The sequence below is a fragment of the Pseudomonas sp. LBUM1644 genome (assembly GCF_059716195.1).
This window is the reverse complement of the sequence record NZ_CP166812.1, coordinates 3,907,846-3,928,316: the sequence shown is the minus strand read 5'-3', so window position 1 is coordinate 3,928,316 and position 20,471 is coordinate 3,907,846. Positions and strand designations below refer to the sequence as shown.

Annotated in this window: 19 protein-coding genes and 1 pseudogene; 16 read left to right on the top strand and 4 right to left on the bottom strand. The window is 56.4% G+C overall.

The annotated features are described in order from the left end of the window. The first annotated feature begins 30 nt into the window (after positions 1-30). The 7 genes from ACA052_RS17765 to ACA052_RS17735 all read left to right on the top strand — a co-directional run bounded on the left by ACA052_RS17765 (position 31) and on the right by ACA052_RS17735 (position 8,875). Positions 31-1,890, top strand: a complete 1,860-nt coding sequence (locus tag ACA052_RS17765; protein WP_497646051.1) for a feruloyl-CoA synthase — start codon at positions 31-33, stop codon at positions 1,888-1,890. Next, positions 1,887-2,828 carry an acetaldehyde dehydrogenase (acetylating) gene (locus ACA052_RS17760; protein WP_497646050.1) on the top strand — a complete coding sequence of 314 codons (942 nt, stop codon included), beginning with the start codon at positions 1,887-1,889 and terminating at the stop codon, positions 2,826-2,828. Before ACA052_RS17765 ends, ACA052_RS17760 begins: the two co-directional genes overlap by 4 nt. Before the next feature lie 10 nt (positions 2,829-2,838). Then, entirely contained in the window at positions 2,839-3,867 is a 1,029-nt protein-coding gene (dmpG, locus tag ACA052_RS17755) for a 4-hydroxy-2-oxovalerate aldolase (protein ID WP_128607777.1), read from the top strand. 31 nt (positions 3,868-3,898) lie between these two features. Next, entirely contained in the window at positions 3,899-4,903 is a 1,005-nt protein-coding gene (locus ACA052_RS17750) for a CDP-6-deoxy-delta-3,4-glucoseen reductase (RefSeq protein ID WP_497646049.1), read from the top strand. Between the two features lie 142 nt (positions 4,904-5,045). Then, complete coding sequence (locus ACA052_RS17745; protein ID WP_497650350.1) at positions 5,046-6,329, top strand: OprD family porin; 1,284 nt, start codon at positions 5,046-5,048, stop codon at positions 6,327-6,329. Positions 6,330-6,450: 121 nt separating this feature from the next. After that, positions 6,451-8,085 carry a methyl-accepting chemotaxis protein gene (locus ACA052_RS17740; protein ID WP_497646048.1) on the top strand — a complete coding sequence of 545 codons (1,635 nt, stop codon included), beginning with the start codon at positions 6,451-6,453 and terminating at the stop codon, positions 8,083-8,085. A 58-nt stretch (positions 8,086-8,143) separates the two neighbouring features. Then, on the top strand, positions 8,144-8,875 hold the full coding sequence (locus ACA052_RS17735) for a sensor histidine kinase (RefSeq protein ID WP_497646047.1): 732 nt from the start codon (positions 8,144-8,146) through the stop codon (positions 8,873-8,875). 474 nt (positions 8,876-9,349) lie between these two features. Here the strand turns inward: ACA052_RS17735 and ACA052_RS17730 are convergent, their stop codons facing one another. Continuing rightward, on the bottom strand, positions 9,350-9,718 hold the full coding sequence (locus ACA052_RS17730; RefSeq protein WP_497646046.1) for a hypothetical protein: 369 nt from the start codon (positions 9,716-9,718) through the stop codon (positions 9,350-9,352). A gap of 31 nt (positions 9,719-9,749) precedes the next feature. After that, on the bottom strand, positions 9,750-10,226 hold the full coding sequence (locus tag ACA052_RS17725) for a hypothetical protein (RefSeq protein WP_497646045.1): 477 nt from the start codon (positions 10,224-10,226) through the stop codon (positions 9,750-9,752). 48 nt (positions 10,227-10,274) lie between these two features. Between ACA052_RS17725 and ACA052_RS17720 the strand changes: the two genes are divergently transcribed. Both ACA052_RS17720 and ACA052_RS17715 read left to right on the top strand, forming a co-directional pair. Next, a complete protein-coding gene (locus ACA052_RS17720; RefSeq protein WP_497646044.1) occupies positions 10,275-10,625 on the top strand; it encodes a hypothetical protein in 351 nt (116 codons plus the stop codon). A 54-nt stretch (positions 10,626-10,679) separates the two neighbouring features. Beyond that, positions 10,680-10,846, top strand: a pseudogene (locus ACA052_RS17715) (DNA polymerase V subunit UmuC); the annotation flags it as partial. A gap of 83 nt (positions 10,847-10,929) precedes the next feature. Here the strand turns inward: ACA052_RS17715 and ACA052_RS17710 are convergent. Continuing rightward, entirely contained in the window at positions 10,930-11,970 is a 1,041-nt protein-coding gene (locus ACA052_RS17710) for a LacI family DNA-binding transcriptional regulator (protein WP_497646043.1), read from the bottom strand. Between the two features lie 207 nt (positions 11,971-12,177). Here ACA052_RS17710 and ACA052_RS17705 point away from each other — a divergent pair, with 207 nt between their 5' ends. From ACA052_RS17705 to ACA052_RS17680, 6 genes are all read left to right on the top strand, one after another. Then, positions 12,178-14,403 (top strand): TonB-dependent receptor, encoded by a 2,226-nt coding sequence (locus tag ACA052_RS17705; RefSeq protein WP_497646042.1) that lies wholly within the window; start codon positions 12,178-12,180, stop codon positions 14,401-14,403. A 2-nt stretch (positions 14,404-14,405) separates the two neighbouring features. Beyond that, positions 14,406-15,764, top strand: coding sequence for an LLM class flavin-dependent oxidoreductase (locus ACA052_RS17700; RefSeq protein WP_497646041.1), 1,359 nt, complete (start codon positions 14,406-14,408; stop codon positions 15,762-15,764). Further along, positions 15,761-16,798 carry an L-glyceraldehyde 3-phosphate reductase gene (gene mgrA, locus ACA052_RS17695; RefSeq protein ID WP_497646040.1) on the top strand — a complete coding sequence of 346 codons (1,038 nt, stop codon included), beginning with the start codon at positions 15,761-15,763 and terminating at the stop codon, positions 16,796-16,798. The genes ACA052_RS17700 and mgrA overlap by 4 nt, the downstream gene beginning before the upstream one ends. A gap of 49 nt (positions 16,799-16,847) precedes the next feature. After that, entirely contained in the window at positions 16,848-17,786 is a 939-nt protein-coding gene (locus tag ACA052_RS17690) for a sulfonate ABC transporter substrate-binding protein (protein WP_497646038.1), read from the top strand. Positions 17,787-18,047: 261 nt separating this feature from the next. Next, a complete protein-coding gene (locus ACA052_RS17685) occupies positions 18,048-18,416 on the top strand; it encodes a histone-like nucleoid-structuring protein, MvaT/MvaU family (protein WP_497646036.1) in 369 nt (122 codons plus the stop codon). Between the two features lie 250 nt (positions 18,417-18,666). Then, a complete protein-coding gene (locus tag ACA052_RS17680; protein WP_497336588.1) occupies positions 18,667-19,362 on the top strand; it encodes a VIT1/CCC1 transporter family protein in 696 nt (231 codons plus the stop codon). Between the two features lie 298 nt (positions 19,363-19,660). Here ACA052_RS17680 and ACA052_RS17675 read toward each other — a convergent pair whose 3' ends face one another. Continuing rightward, on the bottom strand, positions 19,661-19,993 hold the full coding sequence (locus ACA052_RS17675; RefSeq protein WP_497646035.1) for a hypothetical protein: 333 nt from the start codon (positions 19,991-19,993) through the stop codon (positions 19,661-19,663). A gap of 233 nt (positions 19,994-20,226) precedes the next feature. On the opposite strand from ACA052_RS17675, the gene ACA052_RS17670 reads away from it, so the two are divergent. Further along, the gene (locus ACA052_RS17670) at positions 20,227-20,445 is read left to right on the top strand and encodes a hypothetical protein (protein ID WP_497646034.1); all 219 of its coding nucleotides are present in this window, start codon (positions 20,227-20,229) and stop codon (positions 20,443-20,445) included. The last annotated feature ends 26 nt before the right edge of the window (positions 20,446-20,471 follow it).

Below are 20,471 nucleotides of genomic sequence, written 5' to 3'. Positions count from 1 at the left end.
GCGTGTCTGTTGATCTTGTGAGGGCGTGCCGTGTACGACTTTTTCGACGATCCTGCCAAGTTGGCGCCTGCTCGCGTGACTGTCGAGCCAGGTGAGGCGGGCAGTTTCATACTGCGATCCCCGGAACCTCTGCAACCCTATGCCCGTTGTATCGGCGAGTGGCTGGAGCGATGGGCGCTCGAGGCTCCACTGCGCCCTTATCTGGCTGAGCGTCGCAATGGCGTCTGGTTCACCTTGAACTACAGCGAGGTTCGCCAACGCGTCGGTGCTCTGGCTCAGGGTTTGCTGGAGCTCGATACGGTGCCCGGTCGACCGGTGCTGGTGTTGTCGGAAAACGACATCGATCAGGCATTGATCACGCTGGCGGCCATGCATGTCGGGATTGCGGTGGCCACCGTTTCGGTCGCTTATTCGCGCAATACACAGAGCGGCTGCAGCAAGCTCAAGTTTATCGTGGCGCAGCTGAAACCGGCATTGATCTTCATCAACGATGGCGATACTTATCGCCGCACAATCGAATTGATTCAACCGGACTGTCCCGTCGTGGTTGCGCGCAACGCCCAGGCAGTTCCAGGCGCGCTGCCACTGCCTTTGCTTTACCGGGTCGAAAGTGCGCAGGTGATGGATGCCTTTCTGCGCCTCGATGGCGATGTCCCCGCCCGCTATATGCTGACTTCCGGCTCCACTGGCACGCCCAAGGTGGTCATCAATACCCATCGCATGCTGTGCGCCAACCAGCAATCGATCGCCCAATGCTGGCGCTTCCTCGAAGGCAGTGAAATGGTCGTGGTGGATTGGCTGCCGTGGAGTCATACCTTCGCCGCGAACCACAACTTCAACATGGTGCTGCGCAACGGCGGCACGCTCTATATCGATGATGGATTACCGGTGACCGGGCGAATCGAGCGCACGGTGGAAAATATCAAATCCGTCCAGCCAACGGTGTTCTTCAACGTCCCTCGTGGTTATGAAGCGCTACTGCCTTACCTGGAGCGCGACGAGGAGTTGGCGCAAGCACTTTTCGGTCGCCTGGACATGCTGTTCTATGCCGCTGCGGCTTTGCCACAGAGCACGTGGGATCGGTTGATAGCCTGTGCGGAAAAGGTCCGCGAAAAGCCCCTGTTCTTTACCAGCGAATGGGGAGCGACCGAGACCTCTCCAGTGCTCACCAACGTTCATTACCGTTTGGACAAGCCAGGCAACATCGGCCTGCCAGTACCGGGCGTAGAGATCAAGTTCGTGCCCAGCGGCGACAAGCTGGAAATGCGTGTACGCGGACCCTCAGTGTTTCAGCAGTATCTCAATGACCCGCAAGGCAGCCTTGAGGCGTTCGATGAACAGGGCTTCTATCAGATTGGCGATGCCGGTCGACTGCTCGATCCCGAGCGCCCGGAGAAGGGCATCGTGTTTGATGGGCGGGTCACCGAAGACTTCAAGTTGACCACTGGCACGTGGGTTTCCGTCGGTACGTTGCGCCCACGGCTGGTGAGTGTCTTGGCGCCTTACGCTTCTGACGCTGTCATTTGCGGTCACGATCGAGACGTGATCGGCGCATTGATCTATCCGACACCGGCGCTGCGGGCGTTGGCCGGAGCCGCCGGCAAGCGCATGACCGCAGAACAACTGTCTATGCAACCTGCCGTTCGTCTGGCCCTTATTACGGGCATGCAAACACTGGCCCAGCAGTTTCCTGCGTCCTCGCAGCATGCCGTGCGCATGGTCATCCTCGACTCGCCACCGAGCCTCGATGATGGGGAGATTACTGACAAAGGTTACATCAACCAACGCGCTGCACTTGGCTTGCGTCCTGATGCGGTCAAGCGTGTGTATGCCGCGACGTTGGACTCGGCCGTGATCCTTCTCGATGAAGCTTTTGGAGAAAACAAATGAGTGCCAGAAAACTCAAAGTCGCCATCATCGGTTCCGGTAACATCGGCACCGACCTGATGATCAAGATCCTGCGCAACGCCAAACACCTGGAAATGGCAGTCATGGTCGGCATCGACCCGGCCTCCGATGGCCTGGCCCGTGCCCAGCGCATGGGCGTGGCCACCACCCACGAAGGCGTTGAAGGCCTGACTCGCCTGGACGCGTTCAAGGACATCGACTTCGTGTTCGATGCCACTTCGGCTGGCGCCCATGTGAAGAACGACGCGTTCCTGCGCTCGATCAAACCCGGCATCCGCCTGATCGATCTGACGCCCGCGGCCATTGGCCCGTACTGCGTGCCGGTGGTCAACCTGGAGCAGAACCTCGCTCAGCTCAACGTCAATATGGTGACTTGCGGCGGTCAGGCCACCATCCCGATGGTCGCGGCGGTGTCGCGCGTGGCGAAGGTGCACTACGCGGAAATCGTCGCCTCGATTGCCAGCAAATCTGCCGGTCCCGGCACTCGCGCCAACATCGACGAGTTCACTGAAACCACCTCCAAGGCCATCGAAGTGATCGGCGGTGCGGCCAAGGGCAAGGCGATCATCGTGATGAATCCGGCCGAGCCACCGCTGATGATGCGCGACACGGTGTTTGTGTTGTCCGAGGCGGCCGATCAGGCTGAGGTCGAGGCGTCCATTCTCGAGATGGCCGTAGCCGTACAGGCTTATGTGCCCGGTTATCGCCTGAAGCAACACGTGCAGTTCGACGTCATTCCTGAAGACGCACCGCTGAACATTCCCGGCCTCGGCAAATTCTCCGGGCTGAAGACCTCGGTGTTCCTCGAAGTCGAAGGCGCCGCCCATTACCTGCCGGCCTATGCCGGTAATCTCGACATCATGACCTCCGCTGCCTTGGCCACCGCCGAGCGCATGGCGCAGTCGATGCTGAACGCCTGAGGAGACCGACATGACTTTTAACCCCGGCAAAAAACTCTACATCTCCGACGTGACCCTGCGCGACGGCAGCCACGCGGTGCGTCACCAGTATTCGCTGCAGAACGTGCAGGACATTGCCCGCGCGCTGGACAAGGCCAAGGTCGACTCGATCGAAGTCGCCCACGGTGACGGTCTGCAAGGGTCGAGCTTCAACTATGGCTTCGCCGCGCACACCGACCTGGAGTGGATCGAAGCCGCCGCCGACGTCATCAGCCACGCCAAGATCACCACCCTGTTGTTGCCGGGCATCGGCACGGTGCACGACCTGAAAGCCGCCTACAACGCCGGAGCGCGAGTGGTGCGCATCGCCACCCATTGCACCGAAGCGGACGTGTCGAAACAGCACATCGAGTACGCCCGTGAACTGGGCATGGACACCGTCGGTTTCCTGATGATGAGCCACATGATCCCGGCCGAGCAGTTGGCCGCCCAAGCCAAACTGATGGAGAGCTACGGCGCCACCTGCGTGTACATGGCCGACTCCGGCGGCGCGATGAACATGCAGGACATCCGCGACCGTTTCCGTGCGTTCAAGGCGGTGCTCAAGCCGGAAACCGAAACCGGCATGCACGCGCACCACAACTTGAGCCTGGGGGTGGCCAACTCGATCACCGCCGTCGAGGAAGGTTGCGACCGCATCGACGCCAGCCTCGCGGGCATGGGCGCCGGTGCCGGCAACGCGCCGCTGGAAGTGTTCATCGCCGCCGCCGAGCGCTTGGGCTGGAACCACGGCACCGACCTTTACACGCTGATGGACGCCGCCGACGACATCGTGCGTCCGCTGCAAGACCGTCCGGTACGGGTCGACCGCGAGACCCTGGCCCTGGGTTATGCCGGCGTGTACTCCAGCTTTCTGCGCCACGCCGAAATCGCTGCGGCCAAGTACGGCCTCAAGACCCTCGACATCCTCGTCGAACTGGGCAAACGCCGGATGGTGGGTGGTCAGGAAGACATGATTGTCGACGTCGCCCTCGACTTGCTGACGGCCCAGCGCCGTTAATTTTTCATCACACAGTGAATGAGCAAATGCCATGACCTATCACGTAGATATTCAACCAGCTGGGCAACAATTCGATCTGGATGCGAGCAAGACCATCCTGGATGGTGCGTTGGCGGACGGGCTGATGCTAAAGCACAGTTGCCGTGAAGGGACGTGTGGCAGTTGCAAGGGCAGGGTAGTGAGCGGCAGTGTCGATCATGCCAATAGTCCGCTGGAGGTACTGAGCGAAGAGGAACGTGCTGCCGGACTCGCTTTGTTCTGCTGTGCCAAAGCGACCTCGGACCTGGTCATCGATGCTCCGGAAGTCACCGAACTGCGCGGTATTTCGATTCAGCAGACGGCCGCCCGCGTGGCCAGCATCGAAAAGGTCGCCGACGATGTCATGGTCGTGCGACTGATGTTGCCGCCTACGGTCACGTTCAATTATTACCCCGGCCAATATGCGCAAGTATTGCTCAAGGACGGCAGCCGTCGCAGTTATTCGATGGCGACGCGCTCGACAGTGGACAATCAACTTGAGTGGCATATCCGTCATATGCCAGGGGGCAGTTTTAGCGGGCATGTATTCAATGCATTGAAGCCGCGCGAACTGCTTCGTCTGGAAGGGCCTTATGGTTCTTTTTATCTGCGTGAGAACGATCAACCGATGATCTTTCTCGCCAGTGGTACCGGTTTTGCGCCGATCAAGGCGTTGCTTGAGCAACTGCGTGAACAGGGTAATAACACGCGTCCGGTTTATCTCTATTGGGGTGGCCGGCAGCGCAAGGATCTCTACCATCACGAGCAGTTGCTCGAGTGGCAGGCCGAGTTACCCTGGTTGAACTACATCCCGGTGCTCTCGGAGTCGAACGATGCCTGTCAGTGGCAAGGCGCTTGCGGATTTGTACACCAACAGGTCCTGTCCGACTTTGCCTCGTTGAAGCGCTTCGAGGTGTATGCCTGTGGTGCACCGATCGTTGTGGATTCAGCCCGTCGCGACTTTATCGGGCAGCGAGAGTTGCTCGAATCCAATTTCTACGCTGATGCATTTGTATAAACGCAACAACGTTAACTAACGGATTAGAACGAGAAACACCCGAACTTGATTGGGCATGCCTGCGTGGTCGCTCAACAGGTTCGGCGGCAGGGACACGCCTGCAGTAAAGCCCCGTTCAATACTAATAAAAATAGAGAAAACCATGAAAGCTCAAATTCGCGTTCCCTCGAGTATCGCTGTTTGTTTTGTGCTCTCCGTTCTTGCTGGGCAAGTAAGGGCCGCTGGTTTTGTCGAAGACAGTAAAGCCAGTCTGACGATGCGCAATTACTACTTCGATCGCGACTACAAAGGCACTTCCGCGCAATCGGCAGCCCGCGAGTGGGCCCAGGGCTTTATTCTCAAATACAGTTCGGGCTTCACCCCGGGACCTGTGGGTTTCGGTATGGATGCCGTGGGGCTGTTGGGCGTCAAGCTCGATTCATCGCCGGACCGCACGGGCACAGGTTTGCTGCCGTACGACGTGCCCAGCCGAGAGCCGCGCGACGATTATTCGGAGCTTGGCCTGACCGGCAAAATGAAAATCTCGAAGACGGAACTGCAAGCCGGGACCATCAGTACGTTCCTGCCAATCGCCTTCGCCAGCCCCACACGCTTGTTGCCGCAGACCTTTCGTGGTGCCTATTTGCGCTCGCAGGATCTGGACAACCTGTCGTTGAGTGTCGGCTTTTTGGACCGCATCAACCTGCGCGATTCCACCAGTTACCAAAAAATGACCGTCGCATCGCCCAATGGCCGTTTCAACCCCAAGGCCGAATCGGACAAGTTCGTCTTTTTGGGTGGGGATTACAAATGGTCCGATAGCCTGACACTGAAGTACTACCATGCCGTGCTCGACGAAATGTATCGCAAGGACTACTTCGGCTTCGAGCAGATACAGCCTGTCGGTCCTGGAAAGTTGAAGACGGATGTCCGCTATTTCATCACCGGGGAAGACGGTGCGGCCAAGGCCGGGCATGTCGACAACCGAAATCTGGGGACGATGTTCACTTATACGGTGGGCGCCCACAGCCTGGGCGCTGGCTACATGCAGCTCAATGGCGACACCGCGATGCCATATCTGACAGGGACTGAACCCCTGGTGGTGTCCGAGGGCTCGCTCAGCTCCGAGTTCATCAACCCGAAAGAACGTAGTTGGCAAGTGCGCTACGACTACGACTTTGCGGGCCTCGCAGTGCCGGGTCTCAAAGGCATGGTGCGCTACCTCAATGGCAGCAATATCCAGCTGCCAACAGCTTTGGGTGGAGACGACCTCAGTGAAAGCGAAAAAGATGTCGAACTGTCCTATGTCGTGCAGTCGGGCACATTCAAAGGGGTCAGCGTACGTCTGCGTCATGCCTGGTATCGCAACGATTTCGCCCCGGCTGCGACCTTCCGCGATGACAACGAGACACGGGTGAACATCGATTACACCTTGGCGCTCTGGTAGTCCAGGTGGCGACAGGCCGCACGGGCGCCATCAAGCGCCTGTGTGGCAGTCGCCGCGGTTCATGGCAAGCCAAAAGAGACACCCGCTTTTATGCACACAGATCTCTAAAAGGAGCCTTATCGTGCCCGGTCTGCGAACTATGCCCATCAGCCGCCGCCTCTGGCTGATTCTGCTGGCGTCCATGTTAATGTTACTGGCGCTTGTCACACTGATACTGCAAAACAGTTATAGCCATCTCTATGCGGCCAAGGTTCAACAAACTCGTAATGCGGTGGAAAACACCCTCGGGGTATTCAGTTACTTTCACGGCCTGGAGCAGGCCCACCAACTGACCCGAGAGCAAGCCCAGGAGCAGGCCCGCGAAATGGTTCGTGGTTTGCGTTATGCCGGACAGGAGTACTTTTTCATCCAGGACCTGCGCCCGGTCATGATCATGATGCCGGTCAACACAAAGTTGGAAGGGCAGAATGTCGGCGGCTTGAAGGACAGCAACGGCTTTGCGTTTAGCGCAGAGATGATGCGCATCGTCCGAGAGCAGGGTGCGGGAATGGTTGCCTACACCTGGCCCAAACCGGGTTATGCCGAACCGGTGGACAAGGTTTCCTATGTCGCCTTGTTCAAACCCTGGGGTTGGGTGCTCGGCACGGGCATGTACATTGATGATATCAACGCGCAGTTTCGCGAAGACCTGACGCTGATGGCGCTGTTGGGGTCAGTGGTCGCGTTGGTGCTTGCCACCTTCATCAGCCTGATCGTGCGCAGTATTTCGCGCCCGCTCAGACAAACCGTCGAAGCCATGTCCAATATCGCCAGTGGCGAAGGCGATCTCACACTTCAGTTGCAGGTCAGCGGTCGCGACGAGCTGAGTGCGTTGGCACGCCACTTCAATGTGTTCACTGACAAATTGCGCCAGGTCATTGCAGAGTTGCTGGGGGTGGCGCAGCTACTCGAGAACGCCGCCCACTCCCTCAGCGACAGCGCCGATACGGCGCAGCAGAAAAGCGGCGAGCAGTCCCAGCAAATGGAGAGGGTGGCCACTGCAATCAACGAGGTGACCTACAGCGTGCAGGATGTTGCCAGGAATGCCGAGCACGCCTCCAACGAAGTCCGCAGTGCCGAGCAGCAGGCTGAACGCGGTCTGGTCAGTATCGATCGCAGTTTGAATCAGATTGACCAGTTATCCACGACCATTGCTCAAGCTGTCGATGCGATCCAGGCGCTCGCGCTGGACAGTACCCAAATTGGCGGCGTGCTGGCCGTGATCCATGCAATCGCCGAGCAGACCAACCTGTTGGCGCTTAATGCGGCCATTGAGGCGGCTCGCGCGGGGGAGCAGGGGCGAGGTTTTTCCGTAGTGGCTGACGAAGTCCGTCTTCTGGCTCAACGCACCCAGGAGGCAACGTCGCAAATTCAAGTAATGGTTGAGCAACTACAGAGCAAGTCTAGCGCTGCAGTCGAAGCGATCAACAACAGCAGCCAAGCCTCCAGACTGACAGTGGAGCAAGCCAGCCAGGCCGGTGCCAGCCTGAACCAAATCGCCGGGATGCTACGTAACATCAGCGGGATGGGGGCCTCAATCGCCAGCGCGACGCTGCAACAGGCGCATGCGGTTGACGAGATCAATCAGAGCGTCGCCCAGTCGACCAGCCTGGCGCACGACAACGCGCAATCAGCGACGCAATCCAACACGGCCAGCAAGAACCTGGGGCAGGTGGCGATGCAATTAAATCGGCTGCTGGGGCAGTTTCGGGTCTAGAGCACCGTCGTTACGACGGTGTACCTGTAGTGCCTATTGAGAGCGTGAGGTTGCCAGAATGATTATTGCTGATGCTGTCGAGTCGCAGTGGCTGTGCCATGACCTCGACGAACCCAAGGCCTGTGCACAACTACTCAGGCAGATGATCCAACTGCAGGAGCGCGAGCGTTCTCATCTGGCACGTGAACTGCATGACGACGTGGGCCAGTTGTTAACCCTGATCAAGATCAGCGCGAGCTCGATCCTGCGTCATCTTGTCGGGGACCAGGAGCAGCGACAGGCCGCGTTGATTCGGGTAGTCGACGAGGCCTTGGGCAAGGTGCGAGATCTGTCGAACATGTTGCGTCCTGCGCATCTGGACGGCGTGGGCCTGATTGAAGCCATGCACCGGATGGTCGAGAGAGTTCCGTCTGATATGCCTGATGGCGTGCGTGTCCGGTTGGAGTGTGCCGAGTTGGAGCCGCGTCCGGATGCCTGCGTTGAAGTCACGCTGTTCCGAATATTCCAGGAGGCCTTGAACAACGTGCTCAAGCACGGCAGTGCCGGCCTGGTCGAAGTAAAACTCAGGCGGCGCAATGACGGGATTCACCTGACGATCACCGATAACGGAAGCGGTTTCGACCCGGCGGGCGTAACGCAGAGCGGCAAGGGTATGGGCTTGATGAACATGGCTGAAAGGGCCCGGCTTTTAGCCGGAGAGTTCACCCTGGACTCAGGCTTGGGTAGAGGTACGCGGATAACGGTGGTTATTCCGGATTCCAACATGAATAAGCGAGGTGGACAGGCTTAAGCAATGAACGCTTGCGCTCCCACCATAACAAAAACAACAACATTGGATTACCGTGCGTTCAGTTATTGCACAGCGTAGTGAGCAGTCGAGGCTTATATGCCAGCATCTCAGAGCATTACATCGAGATCGGATCCCGTCTGACATACAACCTGCGTCAGCAGCTGCAATGGCATCTCGTGGTCAATGACCTGGCCGCTGACGAAATGAAGGAGGATCAGTTGGGCATGGATTTAGGTCTGTAACCGGGCCGCTTGCTGACGCGTCGCCGTATCTTCGAACCGAACTTTTTTCATGCGTGTCATTTACTTCAGCCCGCAACTCGAAGCTGGGGTAAAGCAGTCTTGCGCTCCCAAACCAGGTCAGCTTTCAGGACTGATTTTTTGTGTGCGACAGGCTGCTGGCGAGGAGAGGATAGTCGCCCTCGCGAACCAATAGAAATTATAGGAGACGGTGAGCCGCTAAATGCTCCATGTCTCAAATCCAGCCCCTCAAAAATCGACGCCAGTCATGGGCATAGCTTCCTTCCGCAAAGCGTTCAGCGAGTGCATTGGCTGCTTCAAATCTCGTTCGCCAAACTTTCGGAATGTGCTGGTCTAGAACGATCACGAAATGGTGGCCATCGCTGCTTTCGTACGGCGTTTCCGGAACAGAATCACTCAACTCCTCAATCGTCATAAACTGAGCTTCCCCATGAGTTTGTTCGAGATCTTGCCGATCAATTTGATCGAGAATGCTCAGGTGAGGTTTTGCGCGTTCATCACCGGGTCGCAATCCCTCCAGATCCCACAAGGCCGCCCGCCTTGCAAGCTCACGCTGCCACAGGCTTTTCAAATCGACCGCCATCAAGTTTTCCTTAGTACGTTCACATTCCGCGCTAACGCGTATTGGCAGGAGTGGATTCAAGTTCAGCCCCCACCTTCCTGGACGACCCAGGCGTTTCAACAGGAAGCGTAATTGTACGCTGTTGGGCGTTTAGATCTGAATGCACGCATCGCACACTCTTCAAGCAAAAAGAAAAATTGGAGCGTCGTGAATTATTGCTGGGCAATGTCAACAAAAATATTTTTTCAGAAGGCCCCTTGAAATTTTTTTTCAGCGACGGATCTTTATTATTTGAGAGCAACAAAAAAGCAGCGATCTCAGCGCTCCTCCTTCCACCGATCCTGCAGGGGAAACGCTGTTGGTTTTTGCCTTTGCGGTGCTTCTGTTTCTGTCCTTTTTCTTGGGGTGAGTCCTGCTGACGCTGATGTACGACTGCCCTATGGGCATAGCAAAATCGCCCCTTTGCGGCGTAAGCCGCTGCTTTCCAGTTTGATTTCAAACAACGAGCATTTTTTAAAAAAATACTCATGTCGGACAACTTTCAAATCAGGGGAAGTCCGCGTAGGAACTGGAGAGAATGATGGAACAAGAACTTGAGTTGGAGATTTGGCGCTTGGTGCGACAGACATGTGACAGGGCAGCGTTTATGCGACTGATTGAAAAGGCTGTGGGTGGTTTCAAGAGAGATCCTGGGTTCGATCCTACCGTGCGGCTGCACGCGTCAGGGATCGGCACTGAGAGCATCACGGTGCTAAGTGACGTGATGAAACGTCATGATATCTATGCAGGCCCATCTGCCGGCTACGTCGAGCTCAGGTCTCGTCTGAGAATGCATTTGCGCGACCAATTGCAATTGCACCTTATGAAGGCCGGAATTGCGACTGATGAAATGAAAGATGACCAGTTGAGTCGAGATTTGGGGCTGTAGGAAGCTACGTGTCGGTATGCTCGGTAGCGTTTTATCTGTCTTAGTTTCTTGGCCGTGATTGAGTTGCCGTACCCGACCGACGATGTTCGATGTATGACCAAGGCAGCAGTGGATGCTGTTGATCGAGTATTCCGACCAGGGGGCAAGTACAGCAGACCAGTGTAGTCCTGCTCAACCTTTGCCGGAACGGTGAGTTCACCGATGACCTGTTTTCCATGTCTATCAATGTTAAACGGCCTCAGTCAAACTCTCACCCTCATATCTAATGACGCTCAGTTTTCGGGTCGTGTTAGCGATCCAGCTTTCATGCACTTTCACGCTCGATCACAAGGCACTCCAGTAGGTTTATCCGCTGCACCTCGTGCTTCACCGGCAGCACTCCCAGGCTTTCCAGCACTCGCGTCGCCGCTATTACACCGATCTCCAGTGCAGGTGGTTTGATGGTGCTCAAGCTCGGCAGCAGCATTTCAGCAAACGGGTAATCGCCAAACCCTAGCACTGCGCAGTCTCCAGGAATGTTCAACCCCCTGCGTTGCCCAGCTAGCAACCCGCCGGCCGCCAGGTTGTCGTTGGCGAAGATGATTGCGTCCGGCGGGGAAGGGGCCTGCATGAGTGATTGCATCGCCTGTTTTCCGGCTTCAAACGGCGCTAGACCAACCTCCGGTGCAAATACCCACGGTTCCAGTCCCAACTCACGAACACACGTGATGTAGCCATCGCGGCGCTCCAACGCACTGAAATCACCGGCTGCACTGTTCTGCACAAAGGCAATTCGCCGATAGCCTTTTCCATGCAGGTAACGTGAGGCTGTCACTCCTACTTGAAAGTGCGAAAACCCAATCTGCATCGGCCCGCGGTCGGGTTGGTAGTCCCAGGTTTCTATCACCGGGATATCCGCCTCAGCGATCATTTTCTCGGTGCCCACGCTATGAAAGTGGCTGGTCAGTACCAGCGCCGCCGGCGACCAACCGAGAAACGCACGCACCGCGCTTTCTTCCTGATCGGCGCTGAAATAGCTCGACGCCAAAAGCAGCTGGTAACCGTTGCAACTGAGTGTGTCGCTGAAACCCTGAATAGTGTTGGCAAAGATCGGCCCGGAAATGTTCGGAATCACCATGCCGACGATTTTGCCACGAGCAGAGGCCAACCCTCCCGCAACCAAGTTTGGCACGTAGCCCAACTCAGCGACCACGGCAGCAATGCGCTCGCGCCGCTCAGGCGATACTTGCTCCGGCTGGTTGAAAAAGCGCGACACAGTGATGGCCGAGACTCCGGCCTGTCGCGCCACGGTGTTGAGTGTCACGCGACCTGCACCGCGGCGCTTACGGGGTTTGTCGTCGTTCAATGCGCAATCCTTGTTTAAAACAAAAGTGCATATAAAAGTAATTTTTCAGTATTTGACGATCTATATGGCGGTTGCGGATACTGATGATGTTAGCGCTAACAAAACGTTCTGTCTGCTACTCGCTCGAGCGAATGCCCAAGACACATTCAAGGCGCTGTCCGTCGCAGAACGGCAGCGGTTCAGGGCACACATTCGAGCGGTCAGACCATGCACATTTTTCCTGGGGCAACAAAGAACTTGGCGCAATCGATTCGCGCTGCGAGCTGGCTATTCACCGGCCTGGCGGCGTTACCACTTCCCAATGCATTTGCCGCCGACACTGGCGAGCAGGAGCTAACGCTGCAAGCCGTTACGGTTACCGCCACCCGCCGCGAAGAATCGTTGCAAAAAGTCCCGGTAGCCGTGTCGGTGATCGAAGGCGAACAGCTGGAACGCGACAACCGTAACAGCGTGGCCAGCATCGTCCAGCAAGTACCCTCGCTGAATTTTCGCACCGGTGCCTCGAACAAGGACACGTCGTTGTTCGTGCGTGGCGTGGGGACGATATCCACTTCGCCTGGCGTTGAACCGACCGTGGCTACGGTGATCGATGGCGTGGTTTACGCACGCCCAGGTCAGACGACCCTTGACCTGCTCGATCTGGAGCGGATCGAAGTCCTGCGTGGCCCGCAAGGCACGCTGTTTGGCAAGAACGCTTCCGCCGGCGTACTCAACATCACCAGCCGGGCACCGACCGCCGAGACTCACGGTTACATCGATCAGTCGAACTACAGTGGCAACGAAAACCGTACCCGTTTCGGTCTCGGTGGCAGTCTGATTCCAGACACCTTGAAGGGCTCGATCACCACCTTGTTTGGCACCTATGACGGCAACGTCGATAACGAGTACAACGGTCAGGAGGTCAATGGGTATAACCATAAAGGCGCGCGCGGCAAATTGGAGTTCACACCCAACGATGACCTCAAGTTCACCTTCATTGCGGACTACATGCAGTCCCACGACGATGCACCGAATGGTGTGGTCAGCCAATCACTGACGCCGGCTTTTGCCAATGCGTTGAGTCCGGTGCAGGCGTCCAGCCACAACCGCAGGATCAATACTGACACGCGCTCTCACGTCGATGACATCAACAAAGGCCTGTCCGGCCAACTCGACTGGTACCTAGGCGATTACACCTTGACCTCGATCACCGCCTGGCGCGGTTGGGATAACACCCAATATCAGGATGGTGATCGTCTGAGTACTATCACGGCGGCATTTCCAGGCTCCGCCGACATAGGTGATCTGGCGTTCGATCAATACTCGCAGGAGCTTCGCTTGGCTTCACCGAAGGGCGAGTTCCTGGAGTACGTGGGTGGCCTGTTCTACATGCACGGCAAGGACGATGAAACCTATCAGCGCACGTTGACCACACCCACAAGTGTCAACCGTGGTGTTGCCGATTACAGCACCACCAACGATAGCTATGCGGTGTTCGGTGAAAGCACGCTGAACTTCACATCGGCCTTTCGCGGCATCGCTGGTCTGCGCTGGACGCATGACGATCTGGAATACGATCACAGCCGAGTTTCCACTTCGCAGACCGCCGTCACTGGCATACAACCGGGGACTAGCAGTTCCGGATCAGTCGACGAAGATGGCTGGTCTGGTCGGCTTGGCCTGCAGTACGACCTGACCGATACAGTCACCACTTATCTGACCTATTCGCGTGGCTACAAAGGCCCGGCCTACAACGTATTCTTCAACATGCAGCCACGTGACACCGACGCGCTGAAGCCAGAAACGTCCAACAACTGGGAACTGGGGATCAAGGCCACATCCTGGAACAATCGCCTGACCACGAACGTCGCTGTATTCCACAGCGAATACGACAATTACCAGGCCAACTTTTTCGACACCGTCGCCGGGCAAGTGGTTACCCGCCTAATCAACGCCGGCAGTGTCAGCACCGAGGGCGTCGAACTCGATTACGCCTTGCAGGCCACTCAGCAACTGAAGTTTTCCGGTGCGCTGGCGTATACCCATGCACGCATCGACCAATTCTCCTGCCCGGCAGGCGCAGCAGCGTCGTGCAACGTCGACGGCAAACCGTTGCCGTACACCCCGGATTGGAAAAGCTATGTGCGCGCTGACTACAGCATCCCACTGGATAACGGCCTGGATATCGAACTCGGCACCGACTACAGCTGGCAGAGTGAAGTGCAGTACGATATTAGCCAGAATCCTGACACCAAACAGGGCGCCTACGGCATCTGGAATGCCAGCATCGCGCTGGCCGATTACAACAACGGTTGGCGCGTGGCGCTGCTCGGCAAAAACCTCGCAGACAAGTCCTATTCCCCAATGCTGGCCACTGGCGGCAACTACATCTATCGCGCTGTGCCACGGGACGACGAACGCTACTTTGGTGTGCAACTGCGCAAGGATTTCTGACCATGGCTCGTCAACTCAAACTCGGCGCATTTCTGATGGCGACCGGGCACCACGTCGCCGCCTGGCGGCACCCCGATGTGCCGGCCAACGCCGGGCTGGATTTCGCCCACTACAAGCGGCTGGCGCAGATTGCCGAAGCGGCGAAGTTCGACGCGTTGTTCGTCGCCGACAGTGTTGCCGCGCCCGTCGGTGAGAGCGCCAGCCACATGGCGCGCTCGGATGGCTTCGAGCCGCTGACGCTGCTGTCGGCCCTGAGCGCCGTCACCGAGCACATCGGCCTGATTGCCACGGCCACCACCAGCTACAACGAGCCGTACCACGTGGCGCGCAAATTCGCTTCGCTGGATCACCTGTCCGGCGGGCGCGCGGGGTGGAACCTGGTGACCTCGGACAACGCTGCCGAAGCGCAAAATTTCGGCCGGGAAGAGCACATTAAGCACGCTGAACGCTACAGCCGCGCCCGCGAGTTTTATCAGGTGGTCACGGGGCTGTGGGACAGCTGGGAAGACGACGCTTTTATCCGCGACAAGACTAGCGGCGTCTATTACGACCCAGCCAAATTACATGTGCTGGATCACGTGGGTGAACACTTCCGGGTCAAAGGCCCGTTGAACGTAGCGCGCTCCCCGCAGGGACATCCGGTGATTGTGCAGGCCGGCTCTTCCGAAGTCGGCCGCGATCTAGCTGCGCAAACGGCGGAGCTGGTATTCACAGCACAAACATCGTTGGCCAATGCGCAGGCGTTTTATGCCGACCTCAAGGGGCGCCTCGCTCAGTATGGACGCAGCGCCGATTCGCTGAAAATCATGCCCGGGGTTTTCGTGGTGGTCGGATCGACCGAAGAGCAAGCGCTGGAAAAATTCGAATCCTTTCAGCGCCTGGTCGAACCCGAAGTGGGTGTCGCTTTACTGGGCCGCATGCTGGGCAACTTCGATCTGTCTAAATATCCGCTGGACGGGCCGTTGCCGGAGTTGCCGATCACCGACAGCGGTCAGCAGAGTCGGCAGAAATTGCTCACGGAGCTGGCAGGTCGGGAAAACCTGAGCCTCGCCGAACTGGGCAGAAAAATAGCCGGCGGTCGCGGACATTACAGCCTGGTGGGAACACCGGTGCAGATCGCCGACCGACTGCAGGCATGGTTCGAACAAGGCGCGGCCGATGGTTTCAACGTACTGGTGCCGCACCTTCCTGGCGGCCTGGAAGATTTCGCCAACGAAGTAGTCCCGGAGCTGCAACGTCGCGGACTTTTCAGAACAGAGTACGAAGGCCGTACTTTGCGCCAGAACCTGGGGCTGGCCAGACCTTCAAACAAATTTATTAACCTCGACACCCATTCTAAACAGCAGGAGAGGGCCCGGTGACTTATATCGCAGCCAAAAACCGCTACGACTCTATCCCTTATCGCCGAGTGGGCCGGAGTGGGCTGGTGCTGCCGGCACTGTCCCTGGGCTTGTGGCACAACTTTGGCGACAGCACCCCGATCGATACCCAACGTGCATTGCTGCGCACAGCGTTCGACCTTGGCATCAACCATTTCGACCTGGCCAACAACTATGGCCCACCGTACGGTAGCTCCGAGATCAACTTCGGGCGTTTGCTGCGCGAAGACTTCAAGCGTTACCGCGATGAGCTGATCATCTCCAGCAAGGCTGGTTGGGACATGTGGCCAGGCCCTTACGGGCAGGGCGGTGGTTCGCGTAAATACGTGCTGGCCAGCCTCGACCAGAGCCTGCAACGCCTTGGGCTGGACTACGTGGACATCTTTTACTCGCACCGTTTCGACCCGGACACCCCACTGGAAGAAACTGCCAGCGCCCTGGCTACTGCAGTGCAGCAGGGCAAGGCTCTCTACATCGGCATTTCGTCTTATTCCGGAGTAAAAACCCGGGAAATGGCCGCGCTGCTCAAGGAGTGGAAAATCCCGTTGTTGATCCATCAACCGGCTTACAACCTGCTCAATCGTTGGGTTGAAAAAGACCTGCTGGACACCACCGATGAGCTCGGCACCGGTGTGATTGCCTTCACGCCCCTGGCTCAGGGATTGTTGACCGACAAGTACCTCAACGGCGTGCCGGCGGATGCGCGGGTCAATCGTCCGGGCGGTGGTTCGTTGCAAGCATCGCACTTGTCCGAGGCCAACATCGCCCACGTGCGTGCTCTCAATGAGATTGCCAAGCGACGAGGTCAGAGCTTGGCGCAGTTGGCGTTGGCCTGGACGCTGCGTGATCCGCGGGTGACGTCAGCGCTAATCGGCGCGAGCCGGCCGGAGCAGATCATCGAGAACGTAGGAGCGTTGAAGAATCTGAGTTTCAGTGCAGAGGAACTGGCGGAGATTGATCGGTTTGCTCAGGAGGGTGGGATCAATCTTTGGGAAAGGCCGTCGACTGCCGAATAAATTCAGCCCAATACAGGCGTTCTCCCCGACTTTAAACAGCGAGACAAAGATGACATTTCTAAAGATTTTTTTTACGGGGTTAGCCCTGTTTAGTCTGACAAACTCGGTCATGGCAGCAGACCCTGTAACGCTGAGAATTGGCTACCAGAAAGGCTCGATTGCCTTATTACTCGCTAAAGAGTACGGGCTTTTGGAGAAGCGCTTTCCTCAGACTGCAGTGCAGTGGATTGAATTTCCTGCCGGGCCGCAGATGCTGGAAGCGATGAACGTCAATGCGCTGGACATTGGCTCCACCGGGGACATCCCGCCGCTGTTCGCTCAAGCGGCGGGAGCTGATCTGGTCTATGTCGGAACAGAGCCGGCAAAACCCCAAGCGGAAACCATACTGGTACGCGCTGACAGTCCGCTAAAAGACATTGCCGACCTGAAAGGAAAAAAGGTGGCATTTCAGCGAGGATCCAGTTCACACAACCTGATTCTGAGGGCATTGAATAAGGCCGGTCTGAGCTACCAGGACATCCAGCCAATGAACTTGCCTCCCGCTAATGCGCGTGCTGCCTTCGAACAAGGCAGCGTCGATGCCTGGGCAATTTGGGAGCCTTACTCCTCGCTTGCCTTGAGTCAGGGCAATGTTCGCGTGCTTGCCAACGGCGAAGGTTTGAATCTGTCAGGCCCTGTGTACACAGCACGGCGCGCCTACGCGCAAGCAAATGGCTCTTTTGTCCACGCACTGCTCGATGAGCTTACTGCCGCCGAAGGGCTGACTCGCAGCCAGCGGGAACAAAGCCTGAGCGTGGTGAAAAAATACATGGGGCTGCCCGACGGTGTGATTGCCAGCTACCTCGATAATCGGCCACCTTCTCCAATATTGCCCATTGACGAAAACATCATCAATGCGCAGCAAATGACGGCCGATCTATTCTATCAAAACAAGCTTTTGCCCAAGAAATTAGACGTGCGTAATGCGGTATGGAACGAGTCCAATTAAGCACAGGTTCACAACTGCCCCGACGATGTAGATAATATTGTTCATGAAAACCGCCTCTCTATCTCAACAGGATTGCGTCACTGATGTGTCATAATACAAATGACACCTCGCTCCCAGCTCCGTTCCGCGAGTCAGTCTCAGAGGTGGCGCCATCGCACGAATGCTCCCTATTCGCGATTATTCAAACATTCTCTTGTCGCCACTTCATGCACATCGCTGTTTTGGTGTACTGGTAGGAGACTAATTACATAGAGATTGCCCATGTCTAAGCTTGCAGAATTTCGTCAGTTGGAAAAACACCTCGCCGAGCAACTTGAGGCTCTTGAAGCCTTGAAGGGCGATGCTGGCCTGAAGAAAGAAATTGAATTTGAAACAAAGCTGCGCGCTTTGCTCGCCGAGTACGGCTACAGCCTATCGAACGTGATCAACTTGCTTGATCCACAATCTGGCCGCCGTCGTGCTCCAGCTGTCGAGTCCAAAACTGGCAGCCGTAAGCCACGCCAAGTGAAGGTCTACAAAAACCCACACACCGGCGAAGTCGTGGAAACCAAAGGCGGCAATCACAAAACTTTGAAAGAATGGAAAGCGGAATACGGCTCCGATACTGTCGAGTCCTGGCTGACCAAATGAATTTGGTTTGAGTACAAAAGGGCCCTTCGAGGGCCTTTTTTGTTAAACACGATGTACTATCGTAATGGCTTTTTGCCGTGATCGATATGTTCTGGGACATGCTGGCAGCGTAAAGCATCTTTCTGAAATTTAATCGGTTGATTCAGTCATTACCGGTGATTGGATCTCCGTTCATCAACATGAATCTCACGGTGCTCATGACGCCAGAGTGAGCTGACCTAATGCAATTTTTCACACGGAGAATTCCAGAATGGCAGCGCATCATAAAGAGAAACACTCAATAGACAATATTGGTTGGCTGCGCGCTGCCGTATTGGGGGCCAATGACGGAATCGTTTCAACTTCAAGTCTGATTCTGGGCGTAGCCGCCTCTCACGCAACTCACAACAGCATCCTTATAGCGGGTGTCTCTGCTCTCGTCGCCGGTGCTATGTCAATGGCTACCGGAGAGTACGTTTCCGTGCAGTCCCAAGCCGACACGGAAGCGGCTGCCCTAGAGGCGGAGCGAATTCAGATTCAGGAAAATCCGAAGGGCGAGAATCGTGAACTGACAGGAATTTATGTTGAGCGAGGACTTGAGGTGCCGCTTGCAAAAGAAGTCGCGACTAAACTAATGGATCACGACGCCTTGGGGGCGCATGCCCGAGATGAGTTGGGAATCACCGATGCGATGAGTGCAAAGCCATTACAGGCTGCTCTTGCATCTGCGCTAAGCTTTGCCGTAGGTGCGGCACTACCATTACTCGTGGTCGTAGTAGTTCCACAAGAACATCTCATCCCAGTCATCGTCGTCGCGTCGTTGGTCTTCCTTGCTATCCTTGGCGGCTTGGCGGCCAAGGTCGGCGGGGCGAATATTAAAAATGGGGTTTTACGAGTGACTTTTTGGAGTGCGCTTTCGATGGCGGTGGCAGCAGGAGTCGGTACCCTGTTGGGTACCACAGTATAAAACCCGGAGCGGGTTCCAGAATTAAATTCTTGATGGTGAGAGTGGGCCTTTATACAAGGATGGAACAGGGTTTATATATTTGAAGGCAAGAGAAAAGCAGCGCTGCCCTGAGATATGTGGCTTGGGGTTAGCGACCAGTTAAACATTGAGAGTGGGATGGAGTGAGGGTGTTGAATCCAGTCCGGGATACGACTAAAGACCCTAATATTTTAGGCTTCAATCGACACGAATCTGTTGGGTGACCCGCGGTAAGTGAATGCGGCTTAATGCCCTGCGGGCGAAAAGTGAGAGTCCCCACTTACATCGATTTGACCGAGACTACTTCCACAAACCTGAATTTTTTTCTGGCCGTCTTTGTAGCTTTTTGTTCTGCAACTAGGGAGCTCAGCGTATCGGCCTCATGCACCATCTCGTGCATCTCGCCTTCAAATTCGTTTCCCACACGGAGCGTAACTCTCAACCTAGGGGTGAAGCCTTTTGAGACTGCCTTTTTCTTCACTGCCTTCACCGGTTGGACGATCACAACATCCGGGACTGTGTCCTGCACGTCTGAGTTAATTGCCGGCGCAGAGGGCTCAGAATCACCGAAAAGCGCCCGGCGCATCTCATCTTCCATCAATTCCGTATTCATACCATTTCTCAGAAGGGTGTTATCTATAACCTGATCGATTCTATCAGGATGACCGGACTCTGTAGTAAAGCGTCGTTGGGTCTGACCTGAAGTGACAAAGGCCTGCAGAGCAGATACCGGCGAGCGTCAGCATCTGTCCATCTGCCGCCTATCATGGCGGTCAGCTGTCGGCGAGTCTCAGCCAAAGACGAGATGAGCTAGGCTTCCGGCATCATTCCTCAAGGACGACCGCCATGCCAGATAACTCAGACTGCAAGATCGCCACGGCGGACGCTCTGACATTGCTGCTCCACAACCAGCACACCTTAAGCGCAGCTATAGAAGAAATATCTAAGTGGCTCTCAGAAAATGGGGTAGGAAGTGTTGCCGCTAATGCGATGTCGGCCATGGAAACGCTGGACACTAATGCTGAAGCCATCACAGATTCCATTTTGAGGATACGCCAGTCATAAATTACTCAGCGCAAGACTGCCCTCTG